The 14,803-nt window shown below is 65.6% G+C and carries 15 protein-coding genes and 1 pseudogene; 12 read left to right on the top strand and 4 right to left on the bottom strand.

Annotated features, from left to right (window positions below):
• Positions 1-42: 42 nt before the first annotated feature.
• Genes FOE78_RS18990 through FOE78_RS18975 form a run of 4 tightly spaced genes read left to right on the top strand, consistent with a single transcriptional unit; the run spans position 43 to position 4,656 of the window.
• Positions 43-2,247 (top strand): transglycosylase domain-containing protein, encoded by a 2,205-nt coding sequence (locus tag FOE78_RS18990; protein ID WP_143987674.1) that lies wholly within the window; start codon positions 43-45, stop codon positions 2,245-2,247.
• 42 nt (positions 2,248-2,289) lie between these two features.
• A complete protein-coding gene (locus FOE78_RS18985; protein WP_143987673.1) occupies positions 2,290-3,114 on the top strand; it encodes a sugar phosphate isomerase/epimerase family protein in 825 nt (274 codons plus the stop codon).
• Positions 3,107-4,297: an N-methyl-L-tryptophan oxidase gene (gene solA / locus FOE78_RS18980; protein ID WP_143987672.1), complete on the top strand. Its 1,191-nt coding sequence runs from the start codon at positions 3,107-3,109 to the stop codon at positions 4,295-4,297. The genes FOE78_RS18985 and solA overlap by 8 nt, the downstream gene beginning before the upstream one ends.
• Positions 4,294-4,656 (top strand): MmcQ/YjbR family DNA-binding protein, encoded by a 363-nt coding sequence (locus tag FOE78_RS18975; protein ID WP_143987671.1) that lies wholly within the window; start codon positions 4,294-4,296, stop codon positions 4,654-4,656. The genes solA and FOE78_RS18975 overlap by 4 nt, the downstream gene beginning before the upstream one ends.
• Before the next feature lie 19 nt (positions 4,657-4,675).
• Here FOE78_RS18975 and FOE78_RS18970 read toward each other — a convergent pair whose 3' ends face one another.
• Entirely contained in the window at positions 4,676-5,392 is a 717-nt protein-coding gene (locus FOE78_RS18970) for a hypothetical protein (RefSeq protein ID WP_143987670.1), read from the bottom strand.
• A 194-nt stretch (positions 5,393-5,586) separates the two neighbouring features.
• Between FOE78_RS18970 and FOE78_RS18965 the strand changes: the two genes are divergently transcribed.
• From FOE78_RS18965 to FOE78_RS18950, 5 genes and pseudogenes are all read left to right on the top strand, one after another.
• Positions 5,587-6,687, top strand: coding sequence for a type I restriction-modification system subunit M (locus FOE78_RS18965; RefSeq protein WP_228265891.1), 1,101 nt, complete (start codon positions 5,587-5,589; stop codon positions 6,685-6,687).
• Between the two features lie 57 nt (positions 6,688-6,744).
• Positions 6,745-6,900: pseudogene (locus tag FOE78_RS24465) on the top strand (hypothetical protein); the annotation flags it as partial.
• 31 nt (positions 6,901-6,931) lie between these two features.
• A complete protein-coding gene (locus FOE78_RS24460) occupies positions 6,932-7,180 on the top strand; it encodes a restriction endonuclease (RefSeq protein ID WP_266094985.1) in 249 nt (82 codons plus the stop codon).
• A gap of 121 nt (positions 7,181-7,301) precedes the next feature.
• Entirely contained in the window at positions 7,302-8,852 is a 1,551-nt protein-coding gene (locus tag FOE78_RS18955; protein ID WP_143987669.1) for an HNH endonuclease signature motif containing protein, read from the top strand.
• 113 nt (positions 8,853-8,965) lie between these two features.
• Positions 8,966-9,241 (top strand): hypothetical protein, encoded by a 276-nt coding sequence (locus FOE78_RS18950; RefSeq protein WP_143987668.1) that lies wholly within the window; start codon positions 8,966-8,968, stop codon positions 9,239-9,241.
• Here the strand turns inward: FOE78_RS18950 and FOE78_RS18945 are convergent.
• The gene (locus tag FOE78_RS18945; RefSeq protein WP_143987667.1) at positions 9,205-9,708 is read right to left on the bottom strand and encodes a MarR family winged helix-turn-helix transcriptional regulator; all 504 of its coding nucleotides are present in this window, start codon (positions 9,706-9,708) and stop codon (positions 9,205-9,207) included. The genes FOE78_RS18950 and FOE78_RS18945 overlap by 37 nt on opposite strands.
• A gap of 96 nt (positions 9,709-9,804) precedes the next feature.
• On the opposite strand from FOE78_RS18945, the gene FOE78_RS18940 reads away from it, so the two are divergent.
• From FOE78_RS18940 to FOE78_RS18930, 3 genes are all read left to right on the top strand, one after another.
• The gene (locus FOE78_RS18940; RefSeq protein ID WP_143987666.1) at positions 9,805-10,677 is read left to right on the top strand and encodes a dioxygenase family protein; all 873 of its coding nucleotides are present in this window, start codon (positions 9,805-9,807) and stop codon (positions 10,675-10,677) included.
• A 146-nt stretch (positions 10,678-10,823) separates the two neighbouring features.
• Positions 10,824-11,480, top strand: a complete 657-nt coding sequence (locus tag FOE78_RS18935) for a hypothetical protein (RefSeq protein ID WP_143987665.1) — start codon at positions 10,824-10,826, stop codon at positions 11,478-11,480.
• 35 nt (positions 11,481-11,515) lie between these two features.
• The gene (locus FOE78_RS18930) at positions 11,516-12,118 is read left to right on the top strand and encodes an RES family NAD+ phosphorylase (RefSeq protein WP_168207595.1); all 603 of its coding nucleotides are present in this window, start codon (positions 11,516-11,518) and stop codon (positions 12,116-12,118) included.
• 82 nt (positions 12,119-12,200) lie between these two features.
• On the opposite strand, the gene glnA is transcribed toward FOE78_RS18930, so the two are convergent.
• A complete protein-coding gene (gene glnA / locus FOE78_RS18925; RefSeq protein ID WP_143987663.1) occupies positions 12,201-13,622 on the bottom strand; it encodes a type I glutamate--ammonia ligase in 1,422 nt (473 codons plus the stop codon).
• A gap of 161 nt (positions 13,623-13,783) precedes the next feature.
• Entirely contained in the window at positions 13,784-14,782 is a 999-nt protein-coding gene (locus FOE78_RS18920) for an aldo/keto reductase (RefSeq protein WP_228265890.1), read from the bottom strand.
• Positions 14,783-14,803 lie beyond the last annotated feature (21 nt).

The raw sequence follows: 14,803 nt of genomic DNA, 5'->3' as shown, positions 1-14,803 counted from the left end.
TCACAGCGGGACCATAGCCACCCGCGTCTAATCTCAGAAGGCATGGCGTCACCAGGCAAGCGCGGTCGCAGCGCACTGTGGTTCCTGCTGGTCTCGGTTGTGGCCGGATGCCTGGTGGCCGGGCTGGCCGTGCCGGTGCTCGCGCTGGCCGGTGTGGGCAGCCGAGCGGCGCAGTCCGAGCTCGCCGAGTTTCCCACCAAGCTCACCGACACCACCCAGGCGCAGCGGTCCACCCTGCTCGCGGCCGACGGGCAGGTGATCGGCTACTTCTACGACCAGAACCGCACGTACGTGTCGCTGGACAAGATCGCGCCGGTGATGCGGCAGGCGATCCTGGCGGCCGAGGACAACAAGTTCTACTCCCACGGCGCGATCGATCTGAAGAGCACGATCCGGGCGTTTCTGGCCAACCTGGCGCACGGATCGACGGTGCAGGGCGGATCGACGCTGACCCAGCAGTACGTCAAGCAGGTGCTGGTCAACGACGCCGAACTGTCCGATGATCAAGCCGCGGTGAGGGAAGCCACCGACGACAGCTACCAGCGCAAGATCACCGAACTGCGTTACGCCTTGTCGGTCGAGCAGCACCTGACGAAGAACCAGATCCTCGAGCGGTATCTGAACATCGCCTACTTCGGCGACGGAGCGTACGGGGTCCAGGCAGCCGCCGAGCACTACTTCGGCACCACCGCGGCACAACTGACCCTGCCCGAGGCGGCGTTGCTGGCCGGGCTGGTGCAAAGCCCGGACGGCTACGACCCGGTGCAGCACCCACAAGCCGCGCTTGACCGACGCGACTACGTGCTCAGCCGGATGGCCGAGCTGAAGATGATCACCGCAAAGGCCGAACGGGCAGCACAGGCCACCGGATTTGATCAAGCTGCGGTGGTCGGCATCACCAGCGGCTGCTCCGCGTCGACCTATCCGTTCGTCTGCGACTACGCCGAACGTACGCTGCTGCAGTTGCCGAGCCTGGGCAGCACGATCCGGCAACGCCAGCACACGCTGGACCGTGGCGGCTTGACGATCCGGACCACCATCGACGTCGACGCCCAGAACGCTGCCCAGCAAGCGATCGACAAGATCATCAGTGGCACCGACCCGTTGATCGCAGTCACCGACATCGTCGAACCGGGCACCGGCAAGATCACCGCGCTGGCGCAGAATCGGTCCGAGATGGGCAGCGGCGACGGTCAGACCTACTACAACTATTCGGCGTCGGCGGACCTCGGCGGTTCGACCGGCTTTCAGCCCGGCTCCACCTTCAAGGCGATCACCGCCGCCGCAGCGCTGGAGAAGGGGTTGCCGCTGTCGACACGGCTCGATGCGCCGGCCAGCCGGGACTACAGCGGCACCAAATTCTCCACCTGCAACGGGAAATCGACCATCGGCAAGTGGACGGTCGACAACTCCACCGGCGTGAACGGCAACATGAACATGATCAAGGCCGCCGAGTATTCGGTGAACAACTACTTCGTCCAGCTGGAGCTGGACACCGGCATGTGCAACGTGGTGAAGATGGCCGACCGGCTGGGCGTGCAGAGCAACACGAAGGGCGCGCCGATCACCTCGTACGACGACAAACCGTCGCTGACGTTGGGAACCGCGGAGGTGAGCCCGCTGTCGATGGCCGGCGCCTATGCGACCTTCGCCGCCGGCGGGATCGGATGCACACCGGTGATCGTCGATCAGATCAACACTCCCGATGGCAAGAACCTGACACCGCCGGACGCGGGCTGTCACCGGGTGATCAGCTCCGGGATCGCCGACACCGTCAACGATCTGCTGTCGCACGTGATCGACACCGGGACCGGCACGCCCGCGCGAACCGCTGATCAACGTCCGGAGGCAGGCAAGACCGGCACCATCGACAGCAATGCCGCGGTCTGGTTCAACGGCTACACCCCAAACGCGGAGGCGGTGTCCATGATCAGCGAGGACACCAGCCGCAAGCCGTTCCGCAGTGACAAGCCGGCGAGTTATCGCAGCAACGGGCTTCAGGACTACACGGTGCCGTCGACCGGCGTGGTGCTCAGCGGCACCGGCGGCGGCGACGCAGGCCATGATCTGTGGCGACCGACGATGAATCACTATTTGAAATCCTTGCCGGTGGAGAAGTTCGATCCGGCGCCGCAGAAGCTCGTCGGCGGGGCCGACAGTGGCAACGGCACCAACACCCTTGGCAACGGCACCAGCACCTTCGGCAACGGCAACGGCTTCAACAGCGGCGGCGGCAATCACCGGTAGCGTTCGGGGGAGTCAACCGACCCTTCGTACCGGGAGTGCACCATGAACCCAAATGCCGATTCCACCGCGAAATCCCTGCACTCCTGGTCGCTGTTCCGCACGCTCGGCCGGTACGTCGCGCCGGGCTCGATGCCGTTGGGGCAGCTGCCGGAGGGCGGCGGTGGCGGCCTGTCGTTGCTGGACCTGCCGGCCGAACTCGCCCGGCACGGCTACGACAGCGTGCAGCTGTGCCACTTCTACTTGCCCAGCAGGGAAGTCGGCTATCTGGGCGAGTTGCGGTCTGCCTTCGACGACGCCGGCGTCGCGGTCGAGTGCCTGTTGATCGACGAGGGTGATCTGGCCGATCCGGTCGACGGGGACCAGCAGCGGGACTGGCTGTCGGGCTGGATCGACACGGCCGAGCAGTTCGGCGTCGACCGGGTGCGGGTGCCGGCCGGCAAACAGCCGCCGGGACCGGACGCCCTGCGATCCAGCGTCGAACGGCTGGTTCAACTCGCCGACCGGCACCCGGGCACCAGGATCATGATCGAGAACTGGCTGGCGATGATGCCGGACGCGGCGTCGGTGAACGAGATCCTGGACCGGACCGCGGGGCGGATCGGATTCCTGATCGACCTCGGCAACTGGAAGGGCGACGGCAAGTACGACGAGCTTGCGGCGGTCGCAGCCCGGGCGGAAAGCTGCCAGGCCAAGGTCAGCACGGACGCGTCGGGCGTCATCGACGAGGCCGATTACCGGCGCAGTCTCGGTGTGCTGCGTGACGCCGGCTACGGCGGTCCGCTGGCCATGGTGTACGACGGGCCGGACCCCGACGAGTGGGGCAAGCTCGACCAGGCGTACGGCATCGTGAGGTCTGTCTATGCCTGATCCCGACGTGATCGTCGTCGGGCTGGGCTCGATGGGTGCCGCCGCTGCCAACGAACTGGCCGGCCGAGGCGTCCGGGTGCTCGGTCTGGAGGCGTTCTGGCCGGCCCATGATCAAGGTTCCGGGCACGGCGCGTCGCGGATCATCCGGCAGTCCTACTTCGAGGGCGCCGACTACGTGCCGTTGTTGCGTTCCGCTTACGCGGGTTGGCGTCGGCTGCAGGAAGAGTCCAAGATCAACTTGATCACCCTCTGTGGCGGTCTCTACATCGGCAACGCGGACGGGCCGATCTTCACCGGTGCTCTGGCTGCTGCGCAGAAGTGGGGGCTGCCGCACGAGGTGCTGGACGCGTCCGCGATCCGGACGGGATTTCCGACCTTCGCGCCGGCCGAGGATGCGCTGGCGGTCTGGGAACAGAACGCGGGCTTCGTCCGGCCGGAGGCAGCCATCCGCGCCAATCTCGATCTCGCCCGTGCCCGAGGCGCGGACCTGCGTTTCGCCGAGCCGGTGCTCGGCTGGTCGGTCGGACGCGGTGGGGGAGTACGGGTGACGACCCGCCGGGACAGCTACGCCGCGGACCGGCTGGTGCTCGCGGCCGGGGCGTGGATGCCGGTGCTGTTGGCCGACCTCGGACTGCCGCTGGTGGTGCAGCGGCAGGTGATGTACTGGTTCGAACCGCAGGTCACCGAGGCGCTGCCCCACCGCGCCTACGCGGCTGATCATCATCCGGTCTACATCGAGGAACGCCACGATGATCAACAGATCTACGGATTTCCGATGCACGAGGGCGTCGACGGCGGGATGAAGATCGGCGTGCATCGGGCCGGGAACTTGATCGAAACCACCGCCGATGATCTTGATCGCACCATCGCCGCAGCCGAGATCAACTCCGTACAGCAGCGGATGCGGCGCCTGGTGCCGGCCACCGGCGACCCGATCAAGGCCAAGGTCTGCATGTACACGATGACGCCCGACGAGCACTTCGTCCTCGGCGCGCACCCCGACCATGATCAAGTTTCGATAGCGGCCGGCTTCTCCGGCCACGGTTTCAAATTCGTCCCGGTGATCGGCGAGATCCTCGCCGATCTGGCTCAGCACGGCCACACCGGTCACCCGATCGGCCTCTTCGACCCGCGACGTTTCCTGGACGGCGTCGACCCTGCGCACTCCGCGGAGCGGGAATGAACCGCGACGACGTACTCGATCTGTGTGGATCGTTGCTGGGGGCGATCGAGGACTACCCGTTCGGCGACGGTGCCGCGGTGTTCAAGGTCGGCGGCAAGATGTTTGCCCTGGTGTCGCTGGAAGGCAGTCCCGGCAGCGTCAACCTCAAGTGCGAACCCGAGTTGGCGTTGGAACTGCGGGACCGCCATCCCGCCGTCCGCCCCGGCTACCACCAGAACAAGCGGCACTGGAACACTGTTGATCTTGACGGCACCGTCGACGAGGACGATCTCCGCTGGATGATCACGCACTCCTACGAGCTCGTTCTCGCGGGTCTCCCGCGCGCGATCCGTTCCCGGCTTGGCGATCCCGCCCGTTAGCTGTCCGCACGCGGCCGGTTCAGCGATAGGTGCTGGCCGAGGTCGACCCGCACACCGATGCCGCGTCCTTGATCACGAACCGGTAGCGGTACTGCTTCTTGGTGCTGTAGCTGTAGCTGATCTTGCCGGTGGCAGAGGAGGTCAGCGTCTTGTATGCCGAGTAGGACTTGGCGTTCTTGGTCTTGCGCTGCAGATACACCTTGGTCTTGTACGACTTGTACTTCTCGTCGGCGGTGTAGCGCTGTGCGGTGGCCGAAACAGTCACCTTGGCTTGTTTGCGGCTGCTCTTGGTGGAGATCACCCGGCTGCCGAACTTGATCTTGGTCGACGTTGCCTTCCACTTGACCGGCACGTCGTTGTAGTCGGCGTCGTACACCCAGGCGTCGCCGTCCCGGAGCGTGTAGCTACCCGGCGTGATGTCGTAGGCCCAGAAGTCGAAGCGCTCGCTGTCGCCGATCCGATCCCAATACGCGAAGTCCTCGGCACCCTGCGGTCCGTCAAGATTGGCGGCGGCGTAGGAGAATCCGCCGCCCTTCGGCTTGCAGTCGCCGCTGCCCGACAACTTGCTGTGCACGATCACGTCGCGCTTGTTGATCACGATCTTGCTCGGCAGGCTGCCTTGCAGGGTGCACGTCGTCGCGGCCGAAGAACTGGGCACGTTGACCGCGATCAGGCTGATGCCGGCGGTCGTGGCGCCGAGCGCGATGGCGATCTTGCGCAGGGTGCGCTGAAGCATGAGGAATCCGTTCGGGGAGAGCTGGACATGGAACGCCGGGGCGGTCGCTCCCGACGAGCGGCGGCCTCGGCAACCGAGAACGTATCGACTCCGCCAGGCAACGCGGGCAGATTCGGTCGATCCCGGGACTTTGGTCCCGAGGCAGCTGGATCCGCCGAATCGACGCTCGGCAGAGCGGCAGTATTGTGACCCGCGTGATCACGGGCGAACTGAAGAACAAGGTCGATCGGGTCTGGGACGCGTTCTGGTCCGGCGGCATCTCCAATCCACTCGAGGTGATCGAGCAGATCACCTACCTGCTGTTCATCCGTCGGCTCGACGACCTGGAGACATTGGAGGAGAAGAAGGCCCGGCGCACCGGACAGCCCGCCCGGCTCCTGTTCTCGGCCGACCAGCAGCAGCTCCGCTGGTCACGGCTGAAGAACCAGGATCCCGAGGTCATGTTCCACACCGTCGGTGACGACGTGTTCCCGTTCCTCAGATCGCTCGGCGGCGACGGCTCGACCTACTCCGAGCACATGAAGGGCGCCCGATTCACCATCCCGAACGCCGGACTGCTGTCGCGCGTGGTGGACCTGATCGACGCGATCCCGATGGAGAATCGCGACACCAACGGCGACCTGTACGAGTATCTGCTGTCCAAGATCGCCAGTGCCGGGGTGAACGGGCAGTTCCGGACACCGCGGCACATCATCAAGCTGATGGTCCAGATGATGGCGCCGCAGCCGGACGACGAGATCTGCGATCCGGCCTGCGGCACGGCGGGCTTCCTGGTCGCGGCCTCGGAGTACGTCCGCGACACCCACAAGTCGGTGCTGCACGACGCGGCTCAACGCCAGCACTTCCACTCCAGCATGTTCCACGGGTACGACTTCGACTCGACCATGTTGCGGATCGGCAGCATGAACATGCTGATGCACGGTGTCGAGTCGCCCGACATCCGCTACCGCGACTCACTGAGCGAGGGTGCCAGCACCGATGCCGAGAAGTACACGTTGATCTTGGCCAATCCTCCGTTCGCCGGCTCGCTGGACTACGAGTCCACGTCGAAGGACCTGCAGCGGGTGGCGAAAACCAAGAAGACGGAGTTGCTGTTCGTCGCGCTGGTCCTGAAGCTGCTCAAGCCTGGCGGCCGGGCTGCGGTGATCGTGCCGGACGGTGTGCTGTTCGGATCTTCCAAGGCACACAAGGAATTGCGGAGGGTCCTGGTCGAAGATCAAAAACTGGACGCGATCATCAAGCTGCCATCCGGTGTGTTCAAGCCGTATGCAGGAGTGTCGACCGCGATCCTGTGAAGCAGGGGATCGCACGCATCCACGCCGAGCTGGCCGACGACCTTCTCACTCGGCTTCATGATCAAGAGCCGGCGTTCTTCGAACAGGCCGTGGGTCGATCTGCTGATCGCGACGGGCTACGGCGGTACCCAGGGGAAGGGCACGCGTACTCAACTGTCCGACGACGGCGGCATCGACGGGATCATCGACCAGGACGCACTCGGTCTCAACCGGATTTACGTGCAGGCCAAGCGATATCGGCTCGATGCCGCGGTACAACGCCCGGAGATCGGGCTTCGTCGGCGCGCTGCACGGGCAGCAGGCCGATCGCGGCGTCTTCATCACCACCGGCCGCTTCAGCAGCGGCGCGACCGCCTACACCCAGAGTGTTCCATCGCGGGTCGTGCTGATCGACGGCGCGCGGCTGGCCCAACTGATGATTCGCTACGGCGTCGGCGTACAGGTGGAGCGCACCGTCGAGATCGTCAAGGTCGACGAGGACTTCTTCGGGTAGGGCGCACGTTGCCGGCTGCACGGTGATTCGCGGAATCCGTTACCAGAAAGAGATCCCCGCGAGTCTGATCTTGGACGTCGATCCAGCAGCAGTGTCAGACCTCGTCCGTAGCATGGTCTTCATGATCAGCGATGCGGCGGCGTTCGTGCTCCCCGAGGTGGGGAGCCCGGAGGAGGCGCTGCGTTGTTCCGATCTTGCTGATCTGCAGGAGCGGGCCGGACGAAACAACAAGTTGATCACCGCCGTGCACTGGGCCCATCAGCATCCGGCCGAGAGCATCGACCCGCACCAATTGCGAATCGCCGGTGGAGATCGGCCGATCCGTCCCGGCGGCGACGGGACGCCCGAGATGGCGGGGTTCGCGGTCGCCGAGTTCGGCGTCCACAAGGGGTGGTCGATCGGGCGGACCCAGCGGTTCATCGGCGACGCCCTGGACATTCGGCATCGACTGCCGCGACTGTGGGCTCGTCTGGTCGGCTACAAGATCGACGGTTGGCAGGCGCAGAAGATCGCTCAAGAGACCCACCACCTCACCTTGGCGCAGGCGCTGCTGGCCGACGAGGCCGTGGCCGACTACGTCGGCCGCTCCGACTGGTCCCAAGTGCTGCGGCTGCTGGAAGCCAAGATCATCGAGGTCGATGCGGACCGGATCTCCAAGCTGGCCGAGGAATTCCAGACCGAGCAGGGCGTGTGGGTCGGCCAGAGTGTCGAGCACGGCACCAAGACCCTGTTCTGGCGGGGCGGCGCGCCGGACGTGATCTGGTTCGAGGCGATGGTGGACCGGATCGCCGACGTCCTCGCCGGCCGCGGTGACACCCGGACCAAGAATCTGCGGCGGGCTGCGGCGGTCGGGATCTTGGCCAATCCGTTGCACGCGTTGCGGCTGCTGGCCGAGGATGACGCGCCGTCGCTGTTCGATCCCGATCTTGAGGGTGTCGAGGATCTGTCCGGTGTTGATCTTGGTCCTGCGGGTGAGACTGAAGGGCCAGGAATGCAGCCGGAGGGTCCTGAGCTTGTCGAAGGACCGGGAAGGCAAGCCGAGGTTGATCATCCGGTCCGGTTCCCGCGGATCGATCAGGATCGGGTGTTGGCTCGGGCGATGGTCGCGGCGATCGGTCGGCTGGATCCGGCCCGGATGCGTCCCGACGCCACGCTGTACGTGCACATCGCCAGGGAGACCCTGGAGTCAGGGCTCGGCGTCGCCCGGGTGGAGGACATCGGCCCTGTGGTGTCGAGCCTGGTCGCCGACTGGCTGGGGCGCTGCGACGTCACCGTCAAGCCGGTGATCGACCTGAACGTCGACCTGACTCCGGTGGATGCGTATGAGGTGCCGCGGGCGATGCGGGAGCGGATGTTCTTGAAGCGGCTGACCAGCGTCTTCCCGTTCTCATCATCACGCGGTCAAGGTCTTGATCTTGACCATAGCGACCCGTATCGAGACGGTGTTCCTGGGCAGACTCGTGAGGACAATCTCGCCCCGTTGGGCCGGCGCGAACACAACCTGATCACCCACGGCTTGTGGAATCGCCGACAACCCGAGCCCGGAACCTTCCTGTTTCGGGCGCCGCACGGCAAGGTCTTCCTGGTCAACTCGACCGGCACACATGATCTTGGTGAAGGACCCTTCGCCCACCAGATCTGGCATGCCGCCACGCCCGAGCGTAGCAACTGAGCTCGCAGCCGGATCGAGGCTGAGACTGCCACCGAGAGGACTGCAGTCGTCGGAGCCCCGTTAGCGTCAAGGTTGCCCAGACAATGTCACTCAAGTGCCGCTAGAGGCACATTGTGGACCTGGACATGTTCCTCGACGACGCTCCGGGGAGCCTTGTTGTCATCGCTGGCAGCGACCCGGTGCGCGGCGAGCGGCACCACAAGGCATTCGCGCCCGGGCCGTTGCCGGACCAGGTGCCTTCCTTCGCCCCGTCGACGTTCCTTGCCGTGGCGGAGCAATGGGCGGCGCTGGACAGGAAACTCACGCCGTCCCCATCGATGTCGCTTGATCGTCCCGTCGGTGTAGCTCTTCGTCAGACCCAGGCGATCTCACCGGAGTTGCCCGGGTGATCGGGGTCGATCCGCGCCATCACCTGGGCGCCGATCTTGCGCAGAGTCTTCAGCTGGGCAGGGGAGATCGCGTCGATGACGAGTTCGCGGACCCGGGCGACGTGGCCGGGCGCTGCCTCGACGACCTTGCGATATCCGGCATCGGTCAGCGTCGCGCTGGTACGACGTCCGGCACCGGGCATCCGGCCGCGTCGTACGAAGCCCTGTCGCTCGAGGCGCGTCATGGTGTGGGACAGCCGAGACAGCGAGGCCGACGTCGCCGTCGCGATCACACTCATCTGCAGTGTTCGGTCATCCTGTTCCGAGAGCACCGCGAGCACCATGTACTCGAAGAAACTCAACCCCTCGTCGGCCTGTAGTTGGGCATCGAGTGCACTCGGCAGCTTCATCGTCAACGCGGTGACCGCGAGCCAGGCAGCTCGCTCGTCACTCGACAACCACTGCACTGCGTCGTCCGGTCGGCCCATGGCGACGACCCTATCGATCACAACTTGACCATTCAAGTTGCGCGGGTATCGTGTACTTGAAACCTCAAGTTGAGGCCGGATCCACCAGGAGCCACGATGATCACCGACCCGTTCGCCTTCGACACCAGGGTGCCGGCCGGCGCGTACGACGAACTCCTCGCCCGGGTGTTGCCGCAGGCTCGCGAACAGAAGGTCTGGCAGCCGTCGGACGGTCCACTGCCGTCGCTGTTCGTCAGCCACGGCGCGCCGCCCACCCTGGACGATCCGCAGTGGTTGGCCGATCTGTTCGCCTGGAGCCAGACGATGCCCAAACCGCGGGCGATCGTGGTGGTCTCCGCGCACTGGGAGAACGCGCCGCTGGCGATCGCCGGCACCGCGGCGGGAACGCCGCTGTACTACGACTTCGGCGGCTTCCACCCGCGCTATTACACCCTGCAGTACCGGACTCCCGACGCGACCGCGGTCGCGCACCAGGTCGCCGGCATGCTTTCCGACACGACCCCGCTGCACCAGTTCACCGACCGCGGACTTGATCATGGTGCCTTCATCCCGTTGATGGCGATGTATCCGGCCGCCGATGTGCCCGTCGTCCAGCTCAGCATGCCCAGCTTGGATCCGGTTGCCCTGCTGAAACTGGGCAACCGGCTGCGATCGCTACGTCAGGAGGGAATCCTGGTGATCGGCTCCGGCTTCATGACCCACAGCTTCGCGGTGTTCGATCGGCCGGAGCTGCTCGGTCACATCAAGGCGTTCGACCAATGGGCCGCCGACGCGCTGGCCCGCGGCGACGTCGACGCCCTGACCGACTATCAGGCAAAGGCCCCGGGTGCGGCGATTGCGCACCCGACCGCCGATCACTTCGTCCCGCTGTTGCTCACTCTGGGCGCAGCCGACGACCCGAGCCGCAACACCGCCGCCATCGAGCGGATCACCTTCGGCAATTCCATCCGCTCGATCCAGGTCGTTTGACGCGAGATTGGGTGACATTCGCACCGCTGTCGGTGCGAATGTCACCCAATCCGCGGACGGACGACACGCGGTCGCGGCAGACATCACTGCGGAGTGAGCGCATCTTCACGCATGGGCAATGCAAGCCATGCGGTAGGGTAGGTTTCATGGTCAGCACCGCACCGGAGGACTTCCTCAACTCGATCGCAACCGACATCTCGGTCGCCGAGTTCACGCGCGCCATGGCAGAACATCCGGAATGGATGCCCACGCGCGCCCCGCACCCCGCTGTAGCCCCGGCGCCGCCCGAACACCTTGACCAGATTCTTGGGCTGTCCGGACTCTCTGCCGCCGACCGCAAGCAGGTCACGGGTGAGGCGCGCGACCCCGCGTTGGGTTCGCGCATCGCCGCTCACGACGCCGGGGTCGCCCGTGACCTGGTGAACTCCACGCTCTCCACCCGACAGGCGGCAGAATTGCTCGCTCGCGACACTTCCAACATCACTCGCGGGGTTCAGGAGAATCGCTACTACGCCGTCCGGGTAGCCGGCAGACTGCGCCTTCCGGAGTGGCAATTCATCGAACACACGACCTACGACTACATCCCCGGCGAAGACGCGGTGCCCGAGGTCGAGCACGTGCCGCTTCCGAATCTGTCCCGGCTCGTGTCCCACATTCCGCCCGGTGTCCATCCGCAGGTGATCGCCGGATTCATGCAGACGTCGCAACCCGAACTGGACGACACGTCACCGATCGAATGGCTCGTCGGTGGCGGAGATCCTGATCCTGTCTGCGATCTCGTAGCCGGACTGACGCGCCGGTGAGCCGCAGATCCCCGAAGGCGCCCAACAATCCACCGGTGCCGCTCACCCTCACCCCGGCCGACGTACGAACCTGGACCGGCTCGCTGCTGCGAATCGCGCCGACGCAAAGCGCTCACCCCATCCCGTACGGCGCCCTGCGCACCGACGGACCGGTGGCTGGACAGCGGTGGGACCCGCACCCGGCGGGACCTCCGAAGGAACACCCACCTCGCTACGGGGTGCTGTACACGGCATCCACCCTTGCCGCGGCGTGCGCGGAGACCAATCAGAGCACCCGCATGATCGACCGGCACACGGACACTCCGGTGATCACCGTCTGGAGTCCGATGCGACCGCTGCAATTGCTCGATCTCGGCCCACGCAGCAGCTGGCTCATCCGGCACCGAGCGTCGGCTTCGTTGATCACCCGCCCCGCGCCCCACGGTCAGAGCTGGGCGCGAGACATCGTGGCCGCACTCGGTGACCAGATCGACGGATTGTGCGTGCCGTCCAGCATGACCGGCACCAACGTCGTCCTCTTCGGCCGAGCCGGCAAGACCTTCCCGGCCTTTCCGTCGAACCGGATGCCGCTCAACGATCCCGCCATCTTTCCCCTGCTGCAGAAGATCGCGACCAAGGTCGGGTACGGACTGCTCTGACGCGCCGAGATGCGTACGGGCCGTGATCACCGAAGTGATCACGGCCCGGACGTTGTTGATCTTGGTCGATCAGCGAAAGAGCTCAGATGTCGTAGTAGAGCTCGAACTCGTGCGGGTGCGGGCGCAGCCGCAGCGCGTCGATCTCCTCGCGCTTCAGCTCGATCCAGGTCTCGATCAGGTCCGGGGTGAAGACGTCGCCGGCGGTGAGGAACTCGTTGTCCGCCTCCAGCGCCTCCAGCACCGAACCAAGATCAGCGGGAACCGTCGGCACCGACGCGTGCTCCTCCGGCGGCAACTCGTACAGGTCCTTGTCCACCGGCGCGTTCGGCTCGGTCTTGTTCTGGATGCCGTCGATGCCGGCGAGCAGGATCGCGGCGAACGCCAGGTACGGGTTCGCGGACGGATCGGGGCAACGGAACTCGACCCGCTTGGCCTTCGGGTTGGTACCGGTGATCGGGATCCGCATCGCGGCCGAACGGTTCCGCTGGCTGTAGACCAGGTTGACCGGCGCCTCGAAGCCGGGCACCAGCCGATGGTAGGAGTTCGCGGTCGGGTTCGTGAAAGCGAGCAGCGCCGGCGCGTGCTCCAGGATGCCGCCGATGTACCAACGGGCGATGTCCGACAGACCCGCATAACCGGTCTCGTCGTAGAACAGCGGATCGCCGTCCTTCCACAGACTCGAGTGCACGTGCATGCCCGAACCGTTGTCACCGAAGATCGGCTTCGGCATGAAGGTCGCGGTCTTACCGGCCTGCCAGGCGGTGTTCTTCACCAGGTACTTGAACTTCTGCACGTTGTCCGCGCTCTTCAACAGGGTGTCGAAGCGGAAGTTGATCTCCGCCTGACCCGCGGTGCCGACCTCGTGGTGAGCCCGCTCGACGACCAGCCCGGACTCCTCGATGTGCCGGACGATGTCGTCGCGCAGATCGGAGAAGTGATCAACCGGCGGCACCGGGAAGTAGCCGCCCTTGTAGCGCACCTTGTAGCCGCGGTTGCCGCCGTCCTCGACTCGGCCCGTGTTCCAGGCGCCGGCCTCGGAGTCGATCGCGTAGTAGCCGGTGTTCTGCTTGGTCTCGAACCGGACGTCGTCGAAGACGTAGAACTCGGCCTCCGGCGCGAAGTTGGCGATGTCGCCGATGCCGGTCGAGGCGAGGTACGCCTCGGCCTTGCGGGCGATGTTGCGCGGGTCCCGGCTGTACGGCTCCTTGGTCAGCGGGTCGTGCACGAAGAAGTTCAGACACAGGGTCTTGGACTTGCGGAAGGGATCCAGGTACGCCGTGGTCGGGTCCGGCAGCAACGCCATGTCCGACTCGTGAATCTTCTGGAAGCCGCGGATCGACGAGCCGTCGAAGGCCAGACCGTCCTCGAACACCTCCGGTCCGAACGAGCTGACCGGCACGGTGAAGTGCTGCATGATGCCGGGCAGGTCGCAGAAGCGGATGTCGACGGTCTCGACACCCTCGTCCTTGATGTAGGCCAACACCTCGTCGGCGCTTGAGAACATGGATCCTCCGGTGATCGTCTGAGCAGGGCCACGGACCCCGTGTGCTGGATAAGGCTATCGGCGGGCGGATTGCTCTCGGTGATGCCCGCGAACGCGGTGAGCCTAGAACGCCGGGTTTGCTCAGCCGTTGCAGAGATGTTTCAGCCTTGTTACGCGGGCCGTCATCCCGCGACAGGTGTGTCCCGATTCACCCAGACCCGGTCTCCGGTTCGCTCCCCGGTGGGACTGAGCGCGTCCAGTTCGGCGATCTGACGGTCAGAGAGGGTCAGTTCGACAGCGTCCAGATTCTCCATCAGGTAGCGCCGCCGCTTGGTCCCGGGAATCGGGACCACGTCACCGCCACGGGCCAACAACCAGGCGAGCGCGACCTGGGACGGCTTGGCCCCGATCCCCGCGGCGATCTGCCCGATCCGGTCCACCAGGGCGAGGTTGGCGTCCAGGTTCTCGCCCTGCCACCGCGGCTGGGTACGCCGGAAGTCGTTCTCGGTCAGGTCGGTGGTGGCTGCCGCCGATCCGGTCAGCATCCCGCGGCCGAGCGGGGAGTACGCCACCAGTCCGATTCCCAGTTCGCGACAGGTGGGGACGATGTCGACCTCGATATCGCGGGAGAAGATCGACCACTCCGACTGCAGCGCGGTGATCGTGGCGACCGCGGCCGCTCGCCGTACGGTCTGGGCGGATGCCTCGGACAGACCCAGGTAGCGCACCTTGCCGGCCGTCACCAGCTCGGCCATCGCGCCGACCGTCTCCTCGATCGGTACCTCTAGGTCGGGCCGATGCAGGTAGTACAGATCGACATGATCAAATCCGAGTCGGGACAGCGACGCATCGATCGCGGCACGGACGTATTCCGGTCGTCCGTTCACCTCGCCGGAAGGGTAGCCGTCGGCGCCGATCATGATGCCGAACTTCGTCGCCAGGGTGATCTCGTCCCGTCGGCTGCCGACCACCTCGCCGATGAAGCGTTCGTTGTGGCCGGAGCCGTAGATGTCGGCCGTGTCCAGGAAGGTGTAGCCGGCATCGAGTGAGGCGTTCAGCGTGGCGGCTGCTTCGGCCTCGTCCACCGGTCCGTAGGCGAAGCTCATGCCCATACAACCCAATCCCAGAGCAGGTACGGCCAGCTCACCCAGGGTGCGGGTCGGTACGGTCTCGTCGGTCACGTCAGGATCCTTACGTCGGGG

The sequence above is a fragment of the Microlunatus elymi genome, assembly GCF_007362775.1.
In the GTDB taxonomy this organism is placed as follows: domain Bacteria; phylum Actinomycetota; class Actinomycetes; order Propionibacteriales; family Propionibacteriaceae; genus Microlunatus; species Microlunatus elymi.
The sequence above is the reverse complement of the archived record's forward strand: the minus strand, read 5'-3'. Positions and strand labels throughout refer to the sequence as shown.